The sequence below is a fragment of the Streptacidiphilus monticola genome (assembly GCF_042658505.1).
Classification (GTDB): domain Bacteria; phylum Actinomycetota; class Actinomycetes; order Streptomycetales; family Streptomycetaceae; genus Streptacidiphilus; species Streptacidiphilus monticola.
On record NZ_JBHSQJ010000082.1, the window covers coordinates 11,865 to 36,322 of the forward strand.

At 73.2% G+C, this 24,458-nt stretch carries 22 protein-coding genes; 16 read left to right on the forward strand and 6 right to left on the reverse strand.

Annotated features, from left to right (window positions below):
• Window positions 1-2,246 (reverse strand): glycosyltransferase family 2 protein (locus ACFP3V_RS19495; protein ID WP_380585141.1); only part of this gene is annotated, 2,246 nt, incomplete at its 3' end.
• 284 nt (window positions 2,247-2,530) lie between these two features.
• Window positions 2,531-2,794 carry a WhiB family transcriptional regulator gene (locus tag ACFP3V_RS19500; protein WP_380585143.1) on the reverse strand — a complete coding sequence of 88 codons (264 nt, stop codon included), beginning with the start codon at window positions 2,792-2,794 and terminating at the stop codon, window positions 2,531-2,533.
• A gap of 823 nt (window positions 2,795-3,617) precedes the next feature.
• Between ACFP3V_RS19500 and ACFP3V_RS19505 the strand changes: the two genes are divergently transcribed.
• Genes ACFP3V_RS19505 through ACFP3V_RS19515 form a run of 3 tightly spaced genes read left to right on the forward strand, consistent with a single transcriptional unit; the run spans window position 3,618 to window position 6,518 of the window.
• Window positions 3,618-4,160 carry a cysteine dioxygenase gene (locus ACFP3V_RS19505; protein WP_380585145.1) on the forward strand — a complete coding sequence of 181 codons (543 nt, stop codon included), beginning with the start codon at window positions 3,618-3,620 and terminating at the stop codon, window positions 4,158-4,160.
• A gap of 34 nt (window positions 4,161-4,194) precedes the next feature.
• Entirely contained in the window at window positions 4,195-5,211 is a 1,017-nt protein-coding gene (gene cofD, locus ACFP3V_RS19510) for a 2-phospho-L-lactate transferase (RefSeq protein ID WP_380585147.1), read from the forward strand.
• On the forward strand, window positions 5,208-6,518 hold the full coding sequence (locus ACFP3V_RS19515; protein WP_380585148.1) for a coenzyme F420-0:L-glutamate ligase: 1,311 nt from the start codon (window positions 5,208-5,210) through the stop codon (window positions 6,516-6,518). The genes cofD and ACFP3V_RS19515 overlap by 4 nt, the downstream gene beginning before the upstream one ends.
• A gap of 171 nt (window positions 6,519-6,689) precedes the next feature.
• On the opposite strand, the gene ACFP3V_RS19520 is transcribed toward ACFP3V_RS19515, so the two are convergent.
• On the reverse strand, window positions 6,690-7,676 hold the full coding sequence (locus ACFP3V_RS19520; RefSeq protein WP_380585150.1) for a DNA-3-methyladenine glycosylase family protein: 987 nt from the start codon (window positions 7,674-7,676) through the stop codon (window positions 6,690-6,692).
• Between ACFP3V_RS19520 and ACFP3V_RS19525 the strand changes: the two genes are divergently transcribed.
• The 3 genes from ACFP3V_RS19525 to ACFP3V_RS19535 all read left to right on the forward strand — a co-directional run bounded on the left by ACFP3V_RS19525 (window position 7,675) and on the right by ACFP3V_RS19535 (window position 10,871).
• A complete protein-coding gene (locus tag ACFP3V_RS19525; protein ID WP_380585152.1) occupies window positions 7,675-8,442 on the forward strand; it encodes a TIGR03089 family protein in 768 nt (255 codons plus the stop codon). The two genes, ACFP3V_RS19520 and ACFP3V_RS19525, sit on opposite strands and share 2 nt — an antisense overlap.
• A 234-nt stretch (window positions 8,443-8,676) precedes the next feature.
• Window positions 8,677-9,297 (forward strand): LytR C-terminal domain-containing protein, encoded by a 621-nt coding sequence (locus ACFP3V_RS19530; protein WP_380585154.1) that lies wholly within the window; start codon window positions 8,677-8,679, stop codon window positions 9,295-9,297.
• A gap of 38 nt (window positions 9,298-9,335) precedes the next feature.
• Complete coding sequence (locus tag ACFP3V_RS19535) at window positions 9,336-10,871, forward strand: LCP family protein (RefSeq protein ID WP_380585156.1); 1,536 nt, start codon at window positions 9,336-9,338, stop codon at window positions 10,869-10,871.
• A gap of 64 nt (window positions 10,872-10,935) precedes the next feature.
• Here the strand turns inward: ACFP3V_RS19535 and ACFP3V_RS19540 are convergent, their stop codons facing one another.
• On the reverse strand, window positions 10,936-11,949 hold the full coding sequence (locus ACFP3V_RS19540; protein ID WP_380585158.1) for a glycosyltransferase family 2 protein: 1,014 nt from the start codon (window positions 11,947-11,949) through the stop codon (window positions 10,936-10,938).
• A 168-nt stretch (window positions 11,950-12,117) separates the two neighbouring features.
• On the opposite strand from ACFP3V_RS19540, the gene ACFP3V_RS19545 reads away from it, so the two are divergent.
• The 3 genes from ACFP3V_RS19545 (at window position 12,118) to ACFP3V_RS19555 (ending at window position 16,082) form a co-directional block, all read left to right on the forward strand.
• Window positions 12,118-13,539 carry an LCP family protein gene (locus ACFP3V_RS19545; RefSeq protein ID WP_465270103.1) on the forward strand — a complete coding sequence of 474 codons (1,422 nt, stop codon included), beginning with the start codon at window positions 12,118-12,120 and terminating at the stop codon, window positions 13,537-13,539.
• A 209-nt stretch (window positions 13,540-13,748) separates the two neighbouring features.
• Entirely contained in the window at window positions 13,749-14,969 is a 1,221-nt protein-coding gene (locus ACFP3V_RS19550; protein ID WP_380585161.1) for an LCP family protein, read from the forward strand.
• A 75-nt stretch (window positions 14,970-15,044) separates the two neighbouring features.
• Entirely contained in the window at window positions 15,045-16,082 is a 1,038-nt protein-coding gene (locus tag ACFP3V_RS19555; protein WP_380585163.1) for an LCP family protein, read from the forward strand.
• Between the two features lie 19 nt (window positions 16,083-16,101).
• Here ACFP3V_RS19555 and ACFP3V_RS19560 read toward each other — a convergent pair whose 3' ends face one another.
• The gene (locus tag ACFP3V_RS19560) at window positions 16,102-16,845 is read right to left on the reverse strand and encodes a GntR family transcriptional regulator (RefSeq protein ID WP_380585165.1); all 744 of its coding nucleotides are present in this window, start codon (window positions 16,843-16,845) and stop codon (window positions 16,102-16,104) included.
• Window positions 16,846-17,135: 290 nt separating this feature from the next.
• Between ACFP3V_RS19560 and ACFP3V_RS19565 the strand changes: the two genes are divergently transcribed.
• The 7 genes from ACFP3V_RS19565 (at window position 17,136) to ACFP3V_RS19595 (ending at window position 23,354) form a co-directional block, all read left to right on the forward strand.
• Window positions 17,136-18,293, forward strand: coding sequence for an ABC transporter substrate-binding protein (locus ACFP3V_RS19565; protein ID WP_380585167.1), 1,158 nt, complete (start codon window positions 17,136-17,138; stop codon window positions 18,291-18,293).
• The gene (locus ACFP3V_RS19570) at window positions 18,290-19,171 is read left to right on the forward strand and encodes an ABC transporter permease (RefSeq protein ID WP_380585169.1); all 882 of its coding nucleotides are present in this window, start codon (window positions 18,290-18,292) and stop codon (window positions 19,169-19,171) included. Before ACFP3V_RS19565 ends, ACFP3V_RS19570 begins: the two co-directional genes overlap by 4 nt.
• Window positions 19,159-20,037 (forward strand): ABC transporter permease, encoded by an 879-nt coding sequence (locus tag ACFP3V_RS19575; RefSeq protein WP_380585170.1) that lies wholly within the window; start codon window positions 19,159-19,161, stop codon window positions 20,035-20,037. The genes ACFP3V_RS19570 and ACFP3V_RS19575 overlap by 13 nt, the downstream gene beginning before the upstream one ends.
• Before the next feature lie 9 nt (window positions 20,038-20,046).
• Entirely contained in the window at window positions 20,047-21,138 is a 1,092-nt protein-coding gene (locus ACFP3V_RS19580) for an ABC transporter ATP-binding protein (protein ID WP_380585172.1), read from the forward strand.
• Between the two features lie 64 nt (window positions 21,139-21,202).
• Window positions 21,203-21,865, forward strand: a complete 663-nt coding sequence (locus ACFP3V_RS19585) for an HAD family hydrolase (RefSeq protein WP_380585174.1) — start codon at window positions 21,203-21,205, stop codon at window positions 21,863-21,865.
• An 11-nt stretch (window positions 21,866-21,876) separates the two neighbouring features.
• Window positions 21,877-22,200, forward strand: coding sequence for a DMT family transporter (locus tag ACFP3V_RS19590; protein ID WP_380585176.1), 324 nt, complete (start codon window positions 21,877-21,879; stop codon window positions 22,198-22,200).
• A 20-nt stretch (window positions 22,201-22,220) separates the two neighbouring features.
• The gene (locus tag ACFP3V_RS19595; protein WP_380585178.1) at window positions 22,221-23,354 is read left to right on the forward strand and encodes a low temperature requirement protein A; all 1,134 of its coding nucleotides are present in this window, start codon (window positions 22,221-22,223) and stop codon (window positions 23,352-23,354) included.
• Between the two features lie 153 nt (window positions 23,355-23,507).
• Here ACFP3V_RS19595 and ACFP3V_RS19600 read toward each other — a convergent pair whose 3' ends face one another.
• Window positions 23,508-24,239: a L,D-transpeptidase family protein gene (locus tag ACFP3V_RS19600; RefSeq protein ID WP_380585180.1), complete on the reverse strand. Its 732-nt coding sequence runs from the start codon at window positions 24,237-24,239 to the stop codon at window positions 23,508-23,510.
• Between the last annotated feature and the right edge of the window lie 219 nt (window positions 24,240-24,458).

A 24,458-nucleotide genomic window follows, 5' to 3' on the forward strand; every position in this document is an offset into this window, starting at 1 on the left:
GCCGCCAGCGCGGCCAGCGGGATGCCGACGACGAGCACGCCGGGGACCACGCCGCTGCCGCCCGGGCTGAGCAGCAGCAGGCCGAGCGGCGTGGCGGCGGGGCCGACCGCGCCGGGGATGCCCGCCTCGAGCAGCAGCCGTCCGGGGTGCAGCAGCAGCCCCAGCGACCAGGGCGCCAGCACCAGCAGCGGGACCAGCACGATCACGGCGCAGCGCGGCCCCAACTGCCGCAGCGCGCCGAGTCCTTGGCCGAAGGCGCCGCCACGCAGGTAGGCCGCGGCCAGTGCGCCGGCCGCCAGCAGCAGGCCGAGCACCCAGGCCAGCGGCACGAAGGCGGTGCCGATGGTCAGCAGCAGCGCCGCGACCCACGCGCTGCGCCAGCCGGGCCGACCGCCGCGTGCCGCGGTCTCGGTGCGGATGCCGAGGCCGACCGCGATCGCCGCGGCCCGGGCCAGCGGCGGCAGCAGCACGGCGAGGACGGCGGTGCCGAGCCGGCCCTGGGCGATCGCCCCGGTCGCGGCGGGCAGGAAGGCGTAGCAGGCGGCGGCCCAGGCGCGGACCAGCCGGGAGTCGATCAGCGGGCGGGACACCAGGTAGGCGGAGACGCCCGCGAGCGGGACGGCGAGCAGCAGGACCAGCTGGACGGCGAGCGCGGGGCTGCCGAAGGCCAGGCTGGAGAGCGCCGCGAGGATGCCGAGGTAGGGCGGGGCGCCGTTCCCGGAACCGGTGCTGACGGTCTGCCAGGTGCTCGCGTACTGGGACCACAGGTCGGTCGCGCCGTCCGGGGTCGGCAGCAGGGCGCCGCCGTAGAGCTGACCGCCGCCGAGCAGGCCGCGGCAGGCGACGAGGGTGAGCGCGAGCAGCGCGGCGAAGAGCACCGGCGCGGGCCTGCGGGCGATCCGGCGCAGCATGGCGAACTGCTCGACCTCGAGGAACTCGTTGTCCTCGTCCACCGGCCCGGACTCGACCGCGCCGTGGCGGCTGGAGAACGCCTCCCCCGCGCGGTTCCCGCCGAGTTCGGCGATCAGGTTCTCCACCGTCTGCCGCGCGCTTGCGCCCGGTGCGGGGAAGAGGCTGCGGTCGTCGAGCGCGTCGTGGCTGCGGGTGTGCCGGCGCCGGGCTCGGCCGGCCAGCACCAGCGGCAGCCGCAGCAGCACGTGGCCGAGGCCGGAGATCTCGTCGACGGCCAGGCCGCCCTGCTTGCCCAGCAGGTAGCCGAGGGTACGCAGCAGGGTGCTGAGCACGACCCGCAGCATCACGTAGGGCAGCAGCAGGGCACGGGAGTTGACGAGCAGCGTGTGCACCGCGCCGGCCTTGTCGATCCGGTGCGGGCGGTCGGAGCGGGTGACGTCGATGGGCCGCCGCTCACGGCTGGCGGCCTCGGCGTGGCGGAGCACGGCGTCCGGAGCGACGACGGTGCGGTGCCCGGCGGCGGCGACGCGCCAGCACAGGTCCACGTCGTCGCGCATCAGCGGCAGTGCCTTGTCGAAGCCGCCGAGCTGCTCGAAGACGTCGCGGCGGATGAGCATGCCAGCGCTGGAGACGGCGAGGACCGGGCGCACCTGGTCGCGCTGACCCTGGTCCTGCTCGCGGCGGTCGAGGCCGGTCCAGCGCTTGCCGCTGCGGGCGATGGAGACGCCGACCTCGAGCAGCTGCCTGCGGTCGTACCAGCTGCGGATCTTGGGACCGACGACGGCGGCGGTGGGGGTGGACTCGGCGATCTGCAGCAGCTTGCGCAGCGCGTCCGGCGCGGGCTCGCAGTCGTCGTGGAGCAGCCAGAGCCACTCGACGGGTTCGGTGGAGCCACCGGCCAGCAGCTGGTCCGCGGCGAGCTCGTCGTGGTGGCCGAGCGGGTCGCCGAATTGGTCGTGTCCGGTGGACTGGCTCGGGTCGAGCGGGTCGTAGCCGCCGCCGTGGATGGCGTAGGGCAGGTCCTCCGGGCGCAGCGCCGGGAGTTGACGGACCGTCTCGTTGACGGCCGCGCCGAAGCCGGTGCGCCGCCCGAAGTCCAGGACGTTCTCCGCGCCGAGCGACTCGGCGAGCAGGCGGGGCGTGGCGTCGGTGGAGCCCGTGTCCGCGGCGACGATCCGCTGTGCGGGCCGGTCCTGACTCAGCAGGCCCCGCAGCGCCTGCGGCAGCCAGCGCGCTCCGTCATGGGCCACGAGCACCGCTGTGACGAGGTGCCGCGGATAGGCGGGCGGCCGTCCGGCGGACGGGTACCCGGGCTGGTGGCTGTGGACAGTCATCGCGTGTGCGGACCCCGGTTCGCTGGGTGTCGGTTCCCGGCCACGCGGCGAGGCGTGCTCCGGTTCGGCGGACCACCCTAACGGGTACCGGTGTGGGCGATGTGCCCCGGCGGGCAGAAACGGTTCACTGACCCTCCGTCAGGGGCGTGCCACCGACGGAGGAAGCGCGTCACTGAGGGTTCACGCCCCCTGCCGGGGGCGGCGCAACGTCACTGAGGGTTCACGCCCCCTGCTGGGGGGCGGCGCAACGTTTCGGCAGGAGGGCGACGGGGACCGGCCCGGCTTCAGACCACGCTCTTCTTGAGGCGCCGGCGCTCGCGCTCCGACAGGCCGCCCCAGATTCCGAACCGCTCGTCGTTGGCCAGGGCGTACTCGAGGCACTCGGTACGGACCTCGCAGGCCAGGCAGACCTTCTTCGCCTCGCGGGTGGAGCCGCCCTTCTCCGGGAAGAAGGACTCGGGATCGGTCTGGGCGCACAGGGCGCGTTCCTGCCAGCCAAGCTCTTCCTCGGTGTCCTCACCGATCATCAACTCAAAGAGCTCGCTCATCAGTGCGCCTCCTGCCCCTCTGTTCTTTCATCCCCGTGAGGAGCGGTCCGTACCCGGTGCTCCTCGTGATGCGTCCGTTATCCAAAGCGACGAATGGACACGGGTGAAATTACAAGTGCGCTCTTCTCCCCCAGTCAAGCCGTGGTCTGGTATTGCCCCCGGGATTCACTCCCTGGAACCACACGGTCACCATAAGTGTGCAAATCCGGACAAACCGGCACCCCGCCTCTGAGCAGCGAAGAGACCGCTGCGCCTTGTCATCACTGGGCGGCAGGCGGCATCTGACGCACCCTCCGGCCCCGTGCACGAAATGCACCGGACGCGGGCGCCGAAACCCCTCGTACGCATTGACGATCCGTCAGCGCAAAGCGTTCCGGGGCAACCGGAAATAGCGACGCGGATCACAGCGGGATCACGGTGAGGCAACGGCCGGCGGCTTCAGCCCTGCTGCGCCGCGGGGCCGCGTCGACCTCCGTCGAAGCGCGACCTGCCCGGCCTGACGCCCCCTCAAACCAGGGGGGTGATTTTTCCGCCGATCAGGTGAGATGAGGCACTTGGGACAGGCGCAGGTTGACACACGCCCCGGTGACACGGTCTGCTTGGCCCCATGTCAGAGCACCGCGCCGCCACCACGAGCCTCCACGGGGGGCTCCGTCGTGCCGCCAGCGCGCTCTGTTGCTGCTGTTGTCGCTGACGCCGCCCTTCCCGCAGCCGAGCGCCATCGAGCGCCGACCGGTCCGGGCCGCCTCCGCGAGAGTCCGCGCCAGCCCGCCCCGGTCCTGCCCAGTGCCGGACTCCCAGCAGCCCCAAGGAACTTCGCCCCGTGTCCTCGACCTCCGCCTACCCGGACGGACTCAGCGACGTCAGCATCGCCGGCGACCCGCTCGCCTGGCCCCACCTCGCGCCCGCCCCGGTTCCGCACCCGACCACCGTCGGCGGCTTCGCCGCGCTCGCCCGCCGCGTTGCCGCGGACCGCGAGCGCTGGGCGCCCCTGGTCCGCTACGACGCGCTGACCCGCTGGTACGCGCGGCTGGAGACCGGCCCGGGCTACGAGGTCTGGCTGCTCAGCTGGCTGCCCGGCCAGGGCAGCGGCGGCCACGACCACGGCCGCTCCTCCGGTGTACTCACCGTGCTGGAAGGCACTCTGACGGAGCGTTCGCTGACGCCCGGCGCGGGCAGCGTGGAGCGTGAGCTGAGCCCCGGCGCCCAGCGCGTCTTCGCCCCCGGCTACCTGCACGAGGTGGTCAACACCTCGCTGGAGCCGGCGGTCAGCCTGCATGTCTACTCGCCCGGCCTCACCGAGATGAACCCCTACGGCACCGGCTGGCCCCTGCGCGCCACCCGCCCCTCCGTCAGGTCGCGGTGACCCCCGGGCCGCTGGGGGCTGCGAGGATGGCCCCATGCGCATCACGGTACTGGCCGGAGGAATCGGCGGAGCGCGCTTTCTGCGCGGACTGAAGGCGGCGGCCCCGGACGCCGAGATCACGGTCGTCGGCAACACCGGCGACGACATCCATCTGTTCGGGCTGAAGGTCTGCCCGGACCTGGACACCCTGATGTACACCCTCGGCGGCGGCATCCACGAGGAGCAGGGCTGGGGCAGGGCCGAGGAGACCTGGTCCGTCAAGGGCGAGTTGGCCGCCTACGGGGTCGGCCCGAGCTGGTTCGGGCTCGGCGACAAGGACTTCGCCACGCACATCGTGCGCACCCAGATGCTCGCCGCCGGCTACCCCCTCAGCGCGGTCACCGAGGCGCTGTGCGACCGCTGGCAACCGGGCGTGCGGCTGCTGCCGATGACCGACGACCGGGTCGAGACCCACGTCGTGATCGACGACCCGGACAGCGGCGAGCGCCGGGCGGTGCACTTCCAGGAGTACTGGGTGAAGCTGCACGCCGCCGTGGACGCGCACGCGATCGTGCCGGTGGGCGCGGACGGCGCCAAGCCGGGACCCGGAGTCGTCGAGGCGATCCGCGAGGCCGATGTGGTCCTCCTCCCGCCGTCCAACCCGATCGTCAGCGTCGGCACCATCCTGGCCGTCCCCGGCGTGCGGGAGGCCGTCGTCGCGACGACGGCGCCGGTCGTCGGGCTCTCGCCGATCATCGGTGGTGCGCCGGTGCGGGGCATGGCGGACAAGGTGCTGGAGGCCGTGGGCGTGGAGACCAGCGCGGCGGCCGTCGCGCTGCACTACGGCGCGAGGGCCGCGGACCGGAGCGGCGCGGGCCGGGCCCCGGCGGAGCGCCCGGCCGGGGTGCTGGACGGCTGGCTGGTGGACAGCTCCGACGCGGCCGCGGTACCGGCCGTCGAAGCGGCGGGCATCTCCTGCCGGGCGGTGCCGCTGTGGATGACGGACACCGAGGCCACCGCCGCGATGGCCCGCGCGGCGCTGGCGCTCGCCGAGGAGGTGCGCGCGAAGTGACGGGGCGTCGAACCGCCTTCGAGGTCCGGGGCGTACCGGGGCTCCCCGAGGTCGGATCCGGCGACGATCTGGCCGCGCTGCTGCTGGCGGCCGAACCGGAGCTGGCCGACGGGGACATCCTGCTGGTCACCTCGAAGGTGGTGAGCAAGGCCGAGGGCCGCGTCGTCCGGGCGGCGGACCGTGAGGCCGCGATCGACGCGGAGACGGTGCGCGTGGTCGCCCGCCGCGGCCGGACCCGGATCGTGGAGAACCGCCAGGGGCTGGTGATGGCGGCGGCGGGGGTGGACGCGTCCAACACTCCGTCAGGAACCGTGCTGCTCCTGCCCGAGGACCCCGACGCGTCGGCGCGGGCGCTGCGCAAGCGGCTGCGGGAGCTGACCGGACTGCGGCTGGCCGTCGTCGTCACCGACACCTTCGGCCGCCCCTGGCGGAACGGCCTCACCGACGTGGCCATCGGCGCCGCGGGCCTGGACGTGCTGGAGGACCACCGGGGCCGCCGGGACAGCCACGGCAACGAACTGGCGCTGACCGTGACCGCCACGGCCGACGAGCTGGCCGCGGCGGCGGACCTCGCCAAGGGCAAGGCCACCGGGACGCCGGTCGCCGTCGTCCGCGGCCTGGGCCACCTGGTCCGCGACGAGGACGGCGAGGGCATCCGCCCGATGATCCGCTCCGCGGCGGACGACATGTTCCGGCTCGGCACCTCGGAGGCGGTGCGGGAGGCGGTCTCCCTGCGGCGCACGGTACGGGAGTTCACCGACGAGCCGGTCGACGGCGCGGCGGTGCGGCGCGCGGTCGCCGCGGCGGTCACCGCCCCCGCCCCGCACCACACGACGCCCTGGCGCTTCGTCCTGGTCGAGTCCGCGGCCGCGCGCACGGAGCTGCTGGACGCCATGCTGGCCGCCTGGCGGCGGGACCTGCGGGAGCTGGACGGCTGGGACGAGGAGCGGATCGCCCGCCGGACCCGACGCGGCGACGTGCTGCGCAACGCCCCGTACCTGGTGGTGCCCTGCCTGGTGACGGAGGGCTCGCACGACTACCCCGACGCCCGGCGGGCGGCGGCGGAGCGCGAGATGTTCGTGGTGGCGCTGGGCGCGGCGGTGGAGAACCTGCTCGTCACCCTGGCCGGTGAGGGGCTGGGCTCGGCGTGGGTGTCGTCCACGATGTTCTGCCGGGACGTGGTGCGCACCGCGCTCGATCTGCCGGGCGACTGGGACCCCATGGGCGCGGTCGCCGTCGGCCGCCCCCGCCACGACGCGCCACCCCGCCCGCCGCGCGACCCCGAGGCCTTCATCGCCGTGCGGTAGGCGTGTCCTCGGGCGCGGGGCCGAGGACAGGTGCGGCGCCACCATGCCACCTGCCCCCGCCAGGAAGGCAGGCCGCGGTTGCGTCGGCCCGCCGGGGCTGCGGGCTCGCCTGCCCCAGGGCGGCGGCGCGCCGTGGCGCGGACGGCCGACGGCCCAGCACCTGACCGCCCGTCAGAACCTGCTGATGTCCAGGGGGGCGTAGCGGGGTGCACGGCGAGGAGCCGCGCCGGAGGAGAGAAGGATCAGCCGGCAGGCACGGTAGCGGTGGGGGCGGTAGGGCTCCAGCAGCTCCAGCATCTGCTCGTCGTCACTGCGCTCCCGCCCCGCCAGCGCCCAGCCGACGCTGTTGGGAAGATGCAGGTCCCCCACCGAGACCGCGTCGGTGTCGCCGTTGCTGCGCTGCAGCGTCTCCGCCGCCGTCCACAGCCCGATGCCCGGCACGGAGGTGAGGCGGGCAACGGCCTCCGCGGGCGGGAGGACTGACGCCTGCTCAAGTCGCGGAGCGAGCCGCGCGGCACGCACCACCGCCGCGGAGCGCTTGCCGTCCACCCCCGCGCGGTGCCATTCCCAGGAGGGGATGCGCGCCCAGTCCCGCGCCGCAGGGGGCGCGTGGAGGCCGCCGTGCACCGGCGTGCCGTACCGCACCACCAGCTCGCGCCACGCGCGGTACGCCTCCCCTGTGGTGACGCGCTGCTCCAGGATCGCCGGGACCAGACTCTCCATCACCAGCCCGGTCCGGCCGATGCGCAGGCCCGCGTGGCGCCGGTGCGCGTCCCGCAGCAGCCGGCTGCCACCGGGGTCGAACGCCGACGGATCGTCCTGGGCGCCCAGCAGGTCGGGCACCCGGTCCAGCAGCCAGTCCCCGCCGTCGCCCCAGGCCGTGGCATGCACCGACCCCTCCGCGGGGCGCGCCGCGAGGCGGACCACGCCGACGCCGGCCGGGGTCCGTGACGCACGCCACACCGCCCCGTCGCGGGTGCGCCGGAAGCACGGGTCGAGCCCGCCGCGCCGGAGATGACCGACCGTCAGGCCCAGGTCCAGCGGGCCCGCAGGCCGCCAGACACGCTCACGCGCCGCAGTCGCCGCACCCGTCCCAGACACCCACCCACCATAGGGGGTTCCGTGACGGAGGGGAGCACGTAGGCTTGGCGGCACCATGAGCCAGACTTCCTTCAGCGGCGCAGCCACTCCCGCCGATCTGCTGCGCTCCCTCCTCGACGCCGATCCCGCCCGACCGCTGATCACGTATTACGACGACGCGACCGGCGAGAGAGTCGAGCTCTCGGTCAAGACCTTCGACAACTGGGTCGCCAAGACCGCCAACCTGCTCCAGGACGAGCTGGCCGCCGACCCGGACGACCGGGTCGCGCTGCTGCTGCCGGCGCACTGGCAGACGGCGATCTGGCTGTTCGCCTGCTGGTCCGTCGGCGTCCTCACGGTCCCGGCCGGGGACCCCGCGAAGGCTCAGCTGGTCGTCAGCGGCCCGGACACCCTGGAGGCGGCGCAGGAGTGCCCGGGGCAGCGCGTGGCCCTGGCCCTGCGCCCCCTCGGCGGGCGCTTCCCGCAGCCGCTGCCGGACGGCTTCCTCGACTACGCCGTCGAGGTCCCCGCCCAGGGTGACCGCTTCGTGCCGTGGGCCCCGGTGGATCCCGAGCGCCCGGCGCTGGAGATCGACGGGGAGGTGCTCTCCGGCTCACACACCGTCAGTCTCGCGGCGGAGCAGGCCAAGCAGCTCGGCCTGACGGCCGAGGACCGGGTGCTCAGCACGCTGTCCTTCGACAGCTGGGACGGCCTGGCCGGCGGCCTGCTCGCACCTCTGGCGGTGGGCGGGTCGGTGGTGCTGTGCCGCAACAGCGAGAACCTCACGCCCGAAGCCCTCGACGCGCGGATCGCCTCGGAGCACGTCACCCGCACGCTGGGCTGACCCCGGCCCCGGCAGGGGCGCGAGGGACTGCGCGAGCAGCACACCACTCGGGGAGGTCCGTCCTGCAGTCAGGGTCGGACCTCCTTGAGTGGTGGGCTGGTCGCGCAGTCCCTCGCGCCCCTGCCGGGGCCGGGCGTCGGTTGCAGCCTCGCCCCCTGGCGTCGGTTGCAGCCTCGCGCCCCTGGCGGGGGCGGGTAGGGTGGCGCAGTTGCTGTACGGAACGGGAGCGGGCACGTGGGCACAAGGGGTCGGGGGCGGCGGAGGGCGCCTGCCCGTGGCGGGCCCTGGCTGGGCGCGGCCGCGGCCTTCCTGCTCGTGGCCGTCGCCGTCTTCGCGTACTTCGTCGTGCGCGGCGACCGGCACAGCAGCGCCGCCGAACCCGCGTCACCCACACCGGTGGGCAGCGCGTCCCGCGCCTGCACACCGACGGCGGCGACGACGCCCCGGGCGACTCCCCTCCCCCGGGCCGACGCCTTCGCCGCCGGAGGCAAGCACGCGGCCCCCATCGACGTCCGCGTCACCGTGCTGAACGGCAGCGGGACCTTCGGGCAGGCCGAGTCCGTGCTCAGCTGGCTGCAGAACGACCGGCACTTCCTCCGGGCCAGCAACGGCGGACCCGCCGCGCACACCCAGGCGGCGACCAGTCTCGTCTACGCGCCGGTCCACGTGGACCAGGCGCGCACGCTCGTCGCCGCACTGGGGCTGCCGGAGTCGGCGCTGCACGCCACCGGCAAGGACCGGAGCGCCACCGGGCGCATGGTGCTGACGCTGGGTCAGGACTTCCACGGGATAGGCAAGCCCTTCGCGGCCCCTGTCCCCACGGCTTCGGTCGGGACGGGCTGCGGAGGGTCGTAGCCCGTCCGGTCCGTTCCCGTCGAAGGCAGTCCCCGCCGATGACCCCTCGTCAGTTCCCCCAGCGCACCCCCCAGTCCAGCCATCCGCACCGACCGCGCCGACCGCGACGGGTGCGGCGGGCACGACCGCTGGCGCGCCGCCTCGGCTGGGCGGCGCTCGCCCTCGTCCTGGTCGTCGCCGGCGGGGCCTGGGCCTACGTCGCCCATCTGGACGGCAACATCCGCCACGGCGCGCTCAGCTTCGGCGACCAGGGCGCGGAGTCCGTGGACGCCTTCGGGCACCGGCCGTTGAACATCCTGCTCATCGGCTCGGACAGCCGGGACAGCGCCGAGGACGTCGCCCTGGGCGGCGCCCGGAACACCGCGGGCGGCCCGGTGCACGCCGACGTGGAGATGCTGCTGCACGTCTCCGCGGACCGCAGCAACGCCTCGCTGATCAGCATTCCGCGGGACACCATGGTGGACATCCCGGCCTGCACCGACCCGGCGACCGGGAGGACGTACCCCGCGACCCCGCACTCGCAGATCACCAACAGCCTGTCCCACGGCGGGCCCGGCTGCACCGTGTGGACCTGGCACCAGCTGACGGGCATTCACATCGACCACTACATGGTGGTGGACTTCGCCGGAGTGGTGCGGATGGCCGACGCCGTCGGCGGGGTGCCGGTGTGCACCACGGGCAACGTGTACGACCCGTACTCGCACCTGCGGCTGACCGCCGGCGAGCACGTCGTCAAGGGCGTGCAGGCGCTGGAGTGGCTGCGCACCCGGCACGGTTTCGGCGACGGCAGCGACCTGTACCGGACGCAGACCCAGCACATGTACCTGACCTCGCTGCTGCGCCGGCTGCGCTCGGCCGGGACGCTCACCGACCCCGGCAAGCTGTTCGGTCTCGCCGACGCCGCCACCAGGGCGCTCACCGTGGACGACGGACTGGACAGCGTCGGCAGGCTGATCGGGCTGGCCAAGGAGCTGCGCGGGATCGACCCGGAGCGGGTGACGACGGTGACCATGCCCTATGCCGCGGACCCGGCGAACCCCCGGGCCTGGGTGGTGCCCATGCCCGGCGACGCCGAGCGGCTGTTCGCGATGGTCCGCGGTGACGTGCCGCTGGACTCCTTCGGCAGGACGGCCGCCGGCTCCTCGACCGCCGCGGCCTCTCCCTCGCCTGCGGCGACGGTGGACCCGGCAGCAGTCCGGGTCACCGTGCAGAACGGCAGCGGAGTGGCGGGCCGGGCCGCGGCGGTGACGCTGAGCCTGCGTCAACTCGGCTTCGCCCACGCCGGGAACGGGGGGAACGCGGCCGTACGGCAGCGGACGACGACGCTCGACTACGCGCCCGGCGACCGGAGCCGGGCCGCGGCGCTGGCAGCGGCGCTGCACCTGCCCGCCACCGCGCTGCGGGCGACCGCGTCGGCCGGGCGGCCGCTGCTGGTCGTCGGCGCGGACTGGCCGCAGGGGTCCGTCTTCCCCCAGACCGCGCCCCCCTCGGCGGGCGCGGTTCCGACGACGGCCGCCCGGCAGAGCGGCGCGGAGCGGAAGTGCGCGAAGGTGAACCCGGTCTACGCCTGGTGAACGCGCGGACCGTGCCGTCGCGGCGCGGTCGGAGTCCCTCGACGGAACGACGCTTGACGGCCCGTCACTTCGCGGTGCTGGCGATGACCTTCCTCGCCAGCGACCGCGGGCTGGTCAGGAAGCCCCAGCCCCAGGACATGTGCATGGTGGCCAGGGCGACCGGCAGTTGGGCGCGGGCGCGCAGGGAGAGGCCGCGGCCCTCCTTGAGCGAGCCGAGCAGGATGGCGGCGACGTATCCACCGGGCAGCACCAGGGCGACCGGGCTCAGCGCCACGCCGGCGACGGTGCCCAGGGTGACGGCGGCCAGCGCGGCCGGCGGGGCCAGGTAGCGCAGGTTCACCGAGCCGCGGTGGTAGCGGGTGACCACCCGGCGCCAGCGCCCGTAGTCCTTGTACTGCTTGGCGAGTGCCCGGACGCTGGGCCGGGGCCGGTAGGTGACCTTCAGCTCGGGGGTGAACCAGATCAGCCCGCCCTCCTGCCGGATCCGGTAGTTGAGCTCCCAGTCCTGCGCCCGGATGAACTCCTCGTTGTAGCCGCCCTGCCGCTCCAGCACCTCGCGCCGGAACACGCCGAGGTACACGGTGTCGGCCGGCCCGGCCTCACCGCCGGTGTGGAAGGCGGCGTTGCCGACGCCGATCCGGGAGGTCATCGCGGCGGCGACTGCCTTCTCCCACTCGGTCTCGCCCTCGGCGTGCATGATGCCGCCGACGTTGGCGGCGCCGCGCTCCTCCAGCAGCCGTACGGCCGTGGCGATGTAACCCGGCGTCAGCAGGCCGTGCCCGTCCACCCGGACCACGACCGGGAAGCGCGAGCCCTTGATCGCGGCGTTCAGCGCGGCCGGTGTGCGACCGCTGGGGTTGGGCACGGTGTGCACCTGGCGGGAGGTCCCGGCGGTCTCCTCGACCAGCGCGGCGGCGATCTCGTCGGTGCGGTCCGTGGACGGGCCGAGCGCGATCACCACCTCCAACTCCCCGGCGTACTCCTGGTCGAGGATCCGCTCCACGGCGGTGCGCAGATGCCGCTCCTCGTTGAGCACGGGCATGATCACGGAGACGGCGGGCAGGGAGGTTGCGTCCATAGTGCAGCCAACCGTACCGCCGGGCTCCGGCTCCGGCCCAACCCCACTCGGGAGGGGGTTACGGCCCCGGCGCGCGATTCACCGCAAAGAGTTGCAAGCGCGACACCCCGAGCGCGTTGCCCGGAGGCCGGGCGGCCCGGGCCTACGATCCGACTGATGCCGCCGTCCATGCCCTCCCCTCGTCCCGCTCCACGGCCCCGCCCACGACCGGCCGCCCGGCCCCGCCCGCGTCGGACGCGCCGCTGGGGGATGTGGACCGCCGGGGCGCTGTCCGGAGCCTTGCTCGCCACCAGCGGCGTGGGTTGGGCCGTCGTCAACGGGGTGGGCGACTCGCTCGGACGGGTGGACGCCTTCCGCGGGCTGACGAACCGTCCGGCTGACGACGCGTCACAGAACTTCCTGGTGGTCGGCACCGACGACCGCGAGGGCGTGCCCCCGGCGACGCTGCGGGCCCTGCACGCCGGCGGCGAGTCCTGCCACTGCACCGACACGATGATGCTGGTACACCTGTCCGCCGACGGCGGCAGCGCGAGCGTGGTCAGCATCCCCCGGGACAGCTACCTGCCGATCCCCGGCCACGGCATGGGCAAGATCAACGCGGCCTACGGCATGGGCGGCGCCCCGCTCACCGTGGCCACGGTGGAGCAGGCGACGGGGCTGCGGATCGACCACTACCTGCAGCTGAACTTCCTGAGCTTCATCAGCACGGTGGACGCGCTCGGCGGCGTGCCGGTGTGCACCAACCGGCCGCTGCACGACCCGAAGTCGGGGCTGGACCTGCCTGCAGGAACGACACTCCTGAACGGCGCGGAGGCGCTGCGCTACGTCCGGGCCCGGTACGTGGACCCGACGGCGGACCTGGGCCGGATGCAGCGGCAGCAGAAGTTCGTGGCCCAGGTGATCCAGCAGGCGACGAGCAGCGGGACGCTGCTCAACCCGGTGAAGCTCGAGCGGGTGATGTCCTCGGTGCTGGCCTCGGTCAAGGTGGACGAAGGGCTCGACACGTCGGACCTGGTGCAGTTGGCCGGACGACTGAAGGACCTGCGGCCGTCGTCGGCGTCGTTCGCGACGGTGCCGCTGTCGAATCTCAACTACCAGGTGCCGGGGTGGGGTTCGACGGTGCTGTGGGACCAGGCGAAGGCCCGGGCCCTCTTCCTGGCACTGAAGGCCGACCGCCCGCTGACCGGGGCCGCGGCCCCGGCCCCCCGCGCGACGGCGGCGGGCACGACGGCGGCGTCAGGGGTGCCTGCTGCGCAGGTACGGGTCCAGGTGCTCAACGGGACCGGCGTCGGCGGACTGGGCGCCAAGGTCGACGGCGAGTTGCGGGCGCAGGGCTTCGCGACCACGGGGTTCGCCCGGAACGCCCCGGCGACACAGCGGACGGTGATCCGCTACGACCCGCGCTGGGACGTGTCCGTGCGGACACTGGGGGCGGCGTTCCCCAAGGCGGAGTTGGTGGGGGCTCCCGGACAGGGAGCCACCATGCAGGTGGTGCTGGGCGCGGACTACGCCGCCCCGGAAGCGTCCGCGAGCCCGCAGCCCGGCGGCGCGGTGAACGCCACCCGCGGCGATCAAGTCATCTGCCACTGAGCAACCCCGCAGGGGCCCTGGGGGCGCGGGGGGCACCTCCCGCCGTGGGGGTACCCCCGGCCGAAGGCTGGGGAAGGTGGGGGATCCCCGCGTCCCTGGCGGCTGCGCCGCTTGAGAACGGCAACCCCCGTGCTACAAAACGGCTACAGGATTCCGATATGACCGTATTGTCCATCGCACCGTCGGGAAGTGCGGGCATGCTCTGAGGCATGAGCAGCGCACAGCCTGGCTTCCACGACTGGGAGACCCACACCCGACCCATGCCGGGGCAGGCCGAGCCGCCCCTGCCGCCGGAGCTGAACCCGCGGGGGCGGAGCTCCGCTGCGCCCCTCCCCACCCAGCCCCGACCGCCGCGTTCCGGAGGACCGGGCGGACCCGGCGGGGACGGCGGGCAGGGGGGCTACAGCTCCGGGACGGTCGGCGGGGGTCCCCGCCGCCCGCGCTGGTCGCGCAAGCGGAAGATCCGCTTCACCGCCACCGTGCTCGTGGTCACGCTGCTCGCCGTCGGCGTCGGCAGCTGGTTCTGGGCCGACTCCAAGCTGAACCACGCGGATGTGCTGCAGGACTACGCGGGCCGCCCGGCCGCCGGGAAGGGCACCAACTGGCTCATCGTGGGTTCGGACAGCCGCCAGGGGCTCACCAAGCAGGACGAGCAGAGCCTGCACACCGGCGCCGCCGCCGGCGCCCGGACCGACTCGATGATGATCCTGCACATCGGCGACCACGGCGACACGCTGATGAGCATTCCGCGCGACTCCTACGTCACCATCCCGGCCTGGACCGACAGCCACGGCAAGCAGCACCACGCGTCCAAGCACAAGATCAACGCCGCCTACGCCTTCGGCGACGGTCCGCTGCTGGTGAAGACCATCGAGTACAACACCGGCCTGCACATCGACCACTACGCCGAGATCGGCTTCGCCGGCTTCGTCAACGTCGTCAACGACCTGGGCGGCGTGGACCTGTGCCTGGACAAGGCGATCAAGGACAAGGCCTCGGGCGCGGACCTGAAGGCGGGCTGCCAGACGCTGAACGGGACCCAGGCGCTCGCCTTCGTCCGCGAGCGCCACCAGGAGGCCAGCCAGGACCTGGCCCGCATGCAGCACCAGCAGCAGTTCCTCAACGCGCTCGCCAAGAAGGCCACCTCACCGGGCACCCTGCTCAACCCGTTCACGCTCTACCCCACGGTGGGCAGCGGCCTGGACATGCTGACGCTGGACAAGGACGCGGGGCTGACCGACCTGGCGTCGATGTTCTTCGCGATGAAGAGCACCAAGGGCGGCGACGGGAAGACCATCACCGTGCCGATCTCCACCGCCAACTACCAGACCCCGGCCGACGGCGTCGCCGTGAAGTGGAACATGACCGAGGCGAAGCAGGTCTTCGACGCCTTCATCAACGACACCGCGGTGCCCAGCTTCAGCAACTGACGCCACATCACCGCAGGTCACCGGTTTGCCTCAGCCGGGTCGGCACCGCCCGCCGACCCGGCTCATGCTTGCTGCATGACCGAGCCGCCCCTGCCGCCGGACCTCTCCCCGCGCCGTCAGGCGACCGCGCTGCGGACCCGTCCCCGCCCGGCGTCCGGCCGGGCGCGGCGGCGCAGGTGGCCGCGGCGGCTCGGCCTGGCCCTGCTCGCCGTGGTCCTCGTGCTGGCGATGGTCCTGCTCGGCACCTGGATCTGGGCCGACGGGAAGATCCGCCGCACCGACGCGATCGCCGACTGGCCCGGGCGGCCCGCCCACGTCGCGGGGACGAACTGGCTGCTGGTCGGTTCGGACAGCCGTGCCGGCCTGACCCGGGCACAGCAGCGCGCCCTGCACGTCGGGTCCGACGCGGGCACCAACACCGACACGCTGATGGTCCTGCACAAGGGGGCGAACGGCCCGGTGCTGCTGAGCATCCCGCGCGACTCCTGGGTGACCGTGCCCGGCCACGGCCAGAGCAAGATCAACGCAGCGTTCGCCGAGGGCGGCCCGCAACTGCTGGTCCGCACCGTCGAGTCGGCGACCGGCATCCGCATCGACCACTACCTGGAGGTCGGCTTCAGCGGCGTGACCGACACCGTCGACGCCCTGGGTGGGGTCCGCATGTGCCTGGGCTCGGCGGTCAGGGACAGCCGGTCCGGCGCGGACCTGTCGGCCGGCTGCCAGAAGCTGACCGGCCGTCAGGCGCTCGCCCTGGTCCGCACCCGCTACTCGCTGCCCGACTCCGACCTGAGCCGGATCGGCAACCAGCAGCAGTTCCTGCACGCGCTGGCGGACACGGTGGTCGCCCCCGGCGTCCTGGCCGACCCCTTCCGGCTCTACCCGTTCCTGAACGCCGCCCTCGACTCCGTGACGGTGGACCGGAGTTCGGGTCTGTGGACGCTGGCGCAGTGCGCCCGGCAACTGCAGCAGGCGTCGGGCGGCAAGGGGAAAAGCCTCACCGTCCCGCTGGCGACGCAGGACTACGCGACGCCGACGGGGCAGTCCGCCGTGCTCTGGTCCGACGCGGCGAAGACGCTCTTCACGGAGATCCGGCAGGACCGCCCGGTGGGCTGAGCGGCCGGCTGACGGACCCTCACTCCTCGGCCGCGCGGCGGATCAGCGGGTTGGAGCCGATGGAGTTGGCCACCGCGAAGCTGACCGAGCCGGAGCGGTAGCGGTCGTCGGACCATTCGATCGGGCGGCCGGCGTGCGTGGTGGTGACCCGGCGGATCCGCAGCAGCGGGCTGCCCCGGCGCACCCCGAGCAGCCGGGCGTCCTGGCTGCCGGCCGCCACGGCGTCGATGACGTGCTCGCCGTGGGCGAAGATCACGCCGGTGGCGTCGTAGAGGCCCTGGACCACCGACTCGCAGTCGGCGGGCAGGCTCTCCACCGCGGAGGCCATCCACTCCGGGTACACGTTGCGTTCCAGCAGCACCAGTTCACCGTCCAGGCCGCGGACCCGGAGCACCTGCAGGACCTCGTCGCCCTGCTCGATCTGCAGCCGGGAGGCGTCTTCGGCGGTGGCCGGGCGACGGAACTGCTCCAGCACGCGGCCGCTGGCCTGCTGGCCCATGGCCCGCGCCCACTGCGCGAAGCTGCGCAGCTCGGCGAAGCTCTGGCTGCGCCGGTTGCCCAGCACCACCCGGCGGGCGCCCTGGCGAGAGCCGATCCGGCCCTCGGCGGCCAGCGCCGAGACCGCCTGCCGCACGGTGCCGCGCGAGACGCCGTAGCGGGTCGCCAGCTCGGTCTCGGCGGGCAGGGTGCCGCCGATGCGGTAGTCGCCGCGGTCTATCGCCTGGCGCAGCTCGTCGGCGATCTCCTCGTGCCTTGCCGCCAACTGGGGCTCCCGGAACTGTGGTTGCGGAGGGCGCGGCCCCGCCGGACAGGTGCGGCGGACCTCTGACGCCGTGATCGTAGCGTTACCCCGGCCGGTCATGAACAGGCCGTCCACGCAAGGGAGTCGGGGCCGGGGAAGCCGCCGGGAAACGGCCGTCGCGCGGCAATTCCCCGTTCACCGTCGCGTCACCGTACTCGGGCGTACTGACACTCGACTTGTTCGGACAAGTGATCAACCTTCGCGTCCCGGCAGGTCCTCACCCGACGCTGACGCCTCCTCAGGAGACCATCGTGACCTCCACCCGTGCCCGGGCCGCCGCCGTAGCCGGCTGCCTGGTCGCCTCCGTGCTGACCCTCTCCGCCTGTGGCTCTGCCGCCTCCACCAGCACCGGTTCGTCCTCGGACGCGAAGAAGGCCTCCACCGCGACCTCCGCCCAGGACTTCGGCGGCATGGACGCCCTGATCGCGGCCGCGAAGAAGGAGGGCACCCTCAACGCGATCACCCTCCCGCGCGACTGGGCCAACTACGGCGCGCTGATGGACGGCTTCACCAAGAAGTACGGCATCAAGATCAACGACGAGAACCCCGAGGGCTCCAGCCAGGACGAGATCAACGCGATCACCACCCGCAAGGGCCAGGACCGCGCCCCCGACGTCGTCGACATCGGCTCCTCCTTCGCCATCGACGGCGCCAAGAGCGGCATCTTCGCCCCCTACAAGGTGGCCACCTTCTCCTCCATCCCGTCCGGCTTCGCCGAGCCGACCGGCCTGTGGGCGCACGACTACGGCGGCTACATCTCCATCGGCTGCAACGCGTCCAAGGTGAAGGAGTGCCCCAAGTCCTTCGCCGACCTGCTCAAGCCCGAGTACAAGGGCATGGTCGCGCTGAACGGCGACCCGACCCAGGCCAACGCCGCCTTCTCCGCCGTCTACGCCGCCGCCATCGCCAACGGCGGTTCGCTGGACGACATCCAGCCCGGCCTCGACTTCTTCGGCAAGCTGAAGAAGGCCGGCAACTTCAACCCGGTCCAGGCCAAGCAGTCCACGGTCGAGTCCGGCGAGACCCCGATCACCATCGACTGGGACTACCTCAACTCCGGCTACGCCGCCGAGTTCCAGTCCAAGGGCATCAACTGGCAGGTCAACGTTCCGAGCGACGGCCAGTACGCCAACTACTACAACCAGGCCATCAACAAGTGGGCCCCGCACCCGGCCGCCGCCCGGCTGTGGGAGGAGTACCTCTACTCCACCGAGGGCCAGAACCTGTTCATGGGCGGCTTCGCCCGTCCCGTCGAGTTCGACGCCATGAAGACCGCGGGCACACTGGACACCGGCGCAGCCGCCAAGCTGGCCGCCGTGTCCGGCACCCCGCAGCTGGCCACCCCGGACCAGCTGACCAAGGCCAAGGCCGTCGTCGCCGCCGGCTGGCAGAAGGCCATCGCCGGGTGAGCACCGCCGTCCGGGCGCCCCGCGTCCGCCGCCGCCCCCAGGGGGCGGCGGCGGGCCGGCTCGCCGTCCTCCCGCTGCTCCTCTTCGTCGCCGTCGCCTTCGGGCTGCCCACCCTGGCCGTGGCCTGGGGCGCGTTCAGCACCTACAACCCCGGCGAGCCGAGCCGCTTCACCACCGGCAACCTGACCGCTTCGCTGCAGGGCGGCTACCTGCAGGCGCTCCTGGGCAGCGTGAAGCTGTCCGCCCTCTCCGCCCTGATCGGCGTGGTCGCCGGGCTGCTGCTCGCGCAGGCGGTGGTGACCTCCCGGTTCACCCTGCTGCGGCACGCGGTGCTGAGCGCCTCCGGCGTGCTGGCGAACTTCGGCGGCGTGCCGCTCGCCTTCATGTTCATCACCACCCTGGGCAATGCCGGCGTGCTGACCCAGCGGCTGCACCTGGACCGCTCCGGCTGGAGCCTCTACTCCTTCAGCGGCCTGACCCTCGTCTACCTGTACTTCCTGGTCCCGCTGATGGTGCTGAGCGTCGTCCCGGCCCTCGACGGCCTGCGCCGCCAGTGGCGCGAGGCCGCGCAGAACAACGGGGCCACCACCTGGCAGTACTGGCGGCACGTCGCCCTTCCGGTGCTTGCGCCCTCGCTCCTCGGCGGCTTCGTGCTGCTCTTCGGCTCCGCCTTCGCGGCCTACGCCACCGCGGCCGCCATGGTCGGCGCCACCGTGCCGCTGATCACCCTGCAGATCGCGGTCGCCCTGAGCGGCAACGTCTCCGCCGACGCCACCAACGTGGCCCTGGCCATGAGCCTCGACATGGTGGTCGTCGCCGCCCTGGTGATGGCCGTGTACCTGCCCCTGCAACGCCGGAGCGCCCGATGGCTGGTCTGACCCTCCCCACCACGTCTGACGCGGTGTCAAAGCCCGGCCAGGCACGGCGCGGCGGCCGGATCCGGTACGGCCGGGGCTCCGTACTGCTGCTGGCCGCGGTGTACTTCGCGGTGCCGGTGCTCTGCGCGCTGTGGTTCACCGTGGACCCGGGCGGCAAGGGCTTCTCCTTCGACGCCTACGCCAAGATCTTCTCTGTGCCGGACCTGTGGCCCGCGCTCCGGCTCTCGCTGCTGCTCACGGCCGCCACCGTGCTGCTGGTCTACCTGCTGCTGGTCCCCGCCGTGGTCGCCGTCCGGCTGGGCGGCCCCCGGCTGCGCGCCGTCGTCGAACTCACCTGCACCCTGCCGCTGGTGGTGCCGGTGATCGCGCTGACGGCGGGCATCAGCTCGCTGCTGCGCTGGGGCAACGACAACCTCGCGCCCACGCCGTTCTTCCGCACCTTCGTGCTGCTGCAGAACGAGAACTTCCCGGTGGTGCTGCTGCTCGCCTACGTGGTGATGGCGCTGCCGCTGGCCTACCGCACCCTCGACGCCGGGATGCGGGCCCTGGACGTGCGCACGCTGCTGGAGGCCGCGCAGAACAACGGCGCGAGCCGGGCGCGGGCCGTCGTCACCGTCATCCTGCCCAACCTGCGCGGCGCGCTGCTGAACACCGCGTTCCTCACCCTGGCCCTGGTGCTGGGCGAGTTCACCACCGCATCGATCCTCGGTTACGTGCCCTTCGCGGTGTGGATCGTCAACGGCAACGCCGCCGGACAGGGCGCGGTCACGGTGGCCGTGTCGATGGTCAGCCTGCTGCTCACCTGGCTCGTGCTCCTCGTCCTCTCCGTCGGCTCCGCCCGCCGCACCCACACCCAGACCCACTGAGGCCCCGTCATGACCGTTGATTCCGCCGTTCCTTCCGTCGCCGCCCCGGCCGCCGAGGCGGGCGCCACCGTCGAGTTCCGCGGCCTGCGCCGGGCCTTCGGCGCGACCACCGCGCTCGACGGTCTCGACCTGACCGTGCACCCCGGCGAGCTGCTGGCCCTGCTCGGCCCCTCGGGCTGCGGCAAGACCACCGCCCTGCGCATGCTGGCCGGCTTCGAGACCCCGGACGCTGGCGAGGTGCTGGTCGACGGCGAGGACGTCACCCGCATCCCGGCGCACCGGCGCGACGCCGGCATGGTGTTCCAGTCCTACAGCCTCTTCCCGCACCTCAACGCGCGGGACAACGTCGCCTTCGGGCTGCGCATGCGCAAGGTCGGCACGGCCGAACGCCGGGCCCGGGCACAGGAGTTGCTGGAACTCGTCGGCCTGCCGGGACACGGCGACCGCTACCCGCACCAGCTGTCCGGCGGTCAGCAGCAGCGCATCGCACTGGCGCGCGCCCTGGCGCTGCGTCCCCGGGTGCTGCTGCTGGACGAGCCGCTGTCGGCCCTGGACGCCAAGGTCCGGCTGACGCTCCGCGACGAGATCCGGCGGTTGCAGCAGGAACTGGGCCTTACCACGCTCTTCGTGACGCACGATCAGGAGGAGGCGCTGTCCCTGGCGGACCGGGTGGCGGTGATGCACGCCGGCCGCCTGGAGCAGGTCGCCTCCCCGGCCGAGCTGTACGCCCGCCCGGCGACGGCCTTCGTGGCGGAGTTCGTCGGCACGATGAACCGGGTGCGCGGGACCGTGGCCCAGGACGGGACGACGGTGGAGGTGCTGGGCGTCCGGCTCCCCGTGGACGGCACGACCGCGCTGCGGGGCGAGGCGGACGTACTGGTGCGCCCCGAGAACGTGCGCCTCGCGGCTGACGGGAGCGCCACCGTGACCGGCACCACCTTCCTGGGCGCCGCCACCCGGCTGACCGTCCGGCTCCCGGACGGCACACTGGTCAAGGCCGACCTCCCCACCCACGAGGCCGCGGCCTTCCCGGCGGGGACGGGCGTCACGGTGTCCTTCCCGGACCGCCCGGTGCTCGTCGACAGCGTCAAGGACCACTGACCCCCCGCTGATCCCCGATCCTCCGGTTCCCCTGAGTGCGATCCCCGAGTGCAAAGGCAGCTCCTTGCAGAAAGAACTCCACGCGGTCCTCTTCGACATGGACGGGACGCTCGTCGACACCGAGGGACTGTGGTGGCAGGCCGTCGAGGAGGAGGCGCGGAAGCTCGGCCTGCGGCTCGGCGAGGCCGACGTGCCGTACGTGCTGGGCCGGGCGGTCGAGGACAGCGCCGCGCACCTCGCCGAGCGCGCGGGCGGCAGGACCGGGGCGGACCGGCTCTGCGCCGCGCTCGAGCGCCGTTTCGCGGAACTGGTGCGGCATCAGGTCGTCCCGCTGCCGGGCGCTTTGGAGCTGCTGGACGCGCTGGACGCCGCCGGGGTGCCCACCGCCCTGGTCTCGGCCTCGTCGCGGCCCGTCGTGGACACCGTCCTCGACGCGCTGGGCCGGCGCCGGTTCGCCGCTTCCTTCGCCGCCGGGGAGACCCCCGAGACCAAGCCCGCTCCCGACCCCTACCGGGCCGCCGTCGCCGCGCTCGGGGCGGACCCGGGCCGGTGCGTGGCCGTCGAGGACACCCCCACCGGCGTCGCCTCCGCCGAGGCCGCGGGCTGCGCCGTCGTCGCGGTCCCCTCGGTGGCCGAGATCCCCGCAGCGCCGCGCCGCACCGTCGTCCGCAGCCTGCTCGACGTGGACCTCGACCTGCTGCTCGGCCTGGTACCGGCCGCGGGTTAGCGTGGGCGACCGTGGCGTACCTCTATCTCGCTCTCGCGATCTCCTCGGAGATCTGCGCGACCGTCTCGCTCAAGTTCGCCGAAGGCTTCACCAGGCCGGTGCCGAGCGCCGTCGTGGTGCTCGGCTACCTGGCCTCCTTCGCGATGCTGGGGCAGGCCCTCAAACAGGTTCCGGTGAGCAGCGCCTACGCCATCTGGTCCGGGGTGGGCACTGCGGTCGTCGCCGCCATCGGGTTCCTCTTCCTCTCGGAGACGGTGAACACCTGGAAGCTGCTCGGCATCCTGCTCATCATCGTCGGCGTGGTCGTGCTCAATCTCGGCGGCAGCACGCACTGACGGGCCGTTAGGATCCCCGCGTGACTGAGGAGTCGGGGGAATCCGGGATCACGGAGAAGCGGGTCAGCTGGGCGGAGCTGCTGTTCGACCTCGTCTTCGTGCTCTGCGTGACGCAGGTGTCGGCGCTGCTCCACGCCCACCACGACTGGCGCGGGCTGCTGCACGCGTTCGTGGTGCTCGTGCCCGTCTACTGGACCTGGGTGGGCACCAGCGTGCTCGCGGACATCACCGACACTGAGACGCCCCGGGGCCGCCTCGGCATCTTCGCCATCGGTCTGACCGGGCTGTTCCTGGCTCTGGCGCTGCCGCAGGCCTACGGCTCCCGCGGCCTGCTGTTCGGTGCCGCCTACCTGGCGGCCCGGTGGCTGCTGGCCGCACAGATCAAGCTCGGCGAGGGCACCCTGGTCGGTCCGATGGGCGTCGGCGCCTTCCTGACCGGTCCGCTGCTGCTGGCCGGCGGCCTGGTCGACGGCTGGCCGCGGACCGCCCTCTGGGGCGTTGCCGCGGCCGCGGACCTGGCCACCCCGCTGGCCGTGCGGCGGAAACTGCTGCACATTCCGTTCCACCCGCAGCACCTGCCTGAGCGGTTCGGCCTGTTCCTGATCATCGCACTGGGCGAGACGCTGGTGTCGATCGGCATTCCTGTCGCCTCGTCAGCCCGCGTGACGGCAGCGGAGCTGGTGGCCGTGACGCTGGCCTACGTGCTGGTCTGCGCGCTGTGGTGGGTCTACTTCCACTACGCCGCCGACGCGATGCGGCACGCCATGCGGACGGCGGCGGTGCCGACGGACATCGTGCGGCAGGTGCTGTCCTACGGGCATCTTTCCCTGGTGACCGGCGTGATCGGGGTGGCCGCCGGGATCTCCGCGGCGGTCACGCACCCGGACCGGCTGCTGGGCGTGCAGACGGCGATCCTGCTGTTCGGCGGCACGGCGCTGTATCTGGCGACCTTCGAGTACACGCGCTATCGGATGTTCCGCCTCCACTCGACGACCCGGCTGGCCGGCGCGGCGGGAGTGGCCGTCGCCGCCCCCCTCGCCGCGGTGCTGCCCTCGGCCGGCTGCCTGGCCCTGATGGCGGCGCTGGTCGTCGCCCTCAACATCTGGGAGTTCCATCGCGTCCGCGCCCAGCAGGGGGCACGGGGGACCGCGTGATCAGCCCACCGCTGAGGAAGGGTCGACCCTGATTGCAGGACGAACCTCCCTGGGTGCTGAGTTGCTCGCGCCGGGGGCACCTTGCCCGATGGGTGGGGGACCCCGCACCCCCTGCCGGTTGGGACTGCCTTCCGCGCCCCCGCGACCTCCTAGCTAGTAGCCGTTGAGGGCGAGCGCCCCGCTCGCCGCGCCGATGGCGATGTGAGGGTGGGCCTTCGGGTCAAGCCACTTGAGCAGCGCGCTCATCGAGTTCGCGGGGACGGAGACGCAACCCGCCGTCGCGCCATGCCCGTTGACGTGCAGGAAGATCCCCGCTCCCCTCCCCTTCACGGGCTTGGCGTAGTTGAAGCCGATCAGCACCGCCCGCGCGTACTGCACCGGAGACGCCGCCAGCCGCTCCGACTCGCTCGCCCGGCAGTCCCGGGGCAGGGGGTCGACCCACCGGTTGTACTCCTTCGCGGGGGCGTCCTCGCACCACCACGTGGTCCGCGTCGGGCGGCGGTAGGGCATGCGCGTCCCCGCCGGAGGCGCGCTGTCGCCGAAGGCGAAGGGCAGGTCGAACAGGCCCGTGGGCGTCGTGTACGTGTTCATCCGCCGCTGCGTCCCGGCGACCAGCCCGCGGGCGCCCACACGGCCGGCCGCCTGACCCATGAGCACCCAGCGGCGGCGGCTGGTCGAGTACGTCCACCACTGGACCAGCGCGGTGGTCGCCCGCGCCGACGCCGCCCGTACCGTGATCAGCTGCGTGCCGCCGCCCGTCGCGCGCATCGCCGCCGGATCCGCGCCCGTCGCCGCCTGCGCCTCCGACGGCGCCGCGACGGCCGGCGCTCCCAGCGCCAGCACGGCCGCCAGCGCAGCCCGTCGTATCCCGCGCATGCCGCGCATGCCGCCTCCCACAGCTGACTCCCCTTCAGCAGCCCACCCCCGCAAGGGATGTGGCACATCCTCGATGAAGAGACGCCCCGACGCAGCCCCTTCGTCGCTTGTGGGATGCTCCAAAGCCTTCAACAGTCTGTTGACCCCCATCCCGGCGACTCCTACGTTTCCCTCAGGCGAAACGGAGTTACCGCACTGCGGAAACGACGGCTCGTCCCGTTCGCCGCG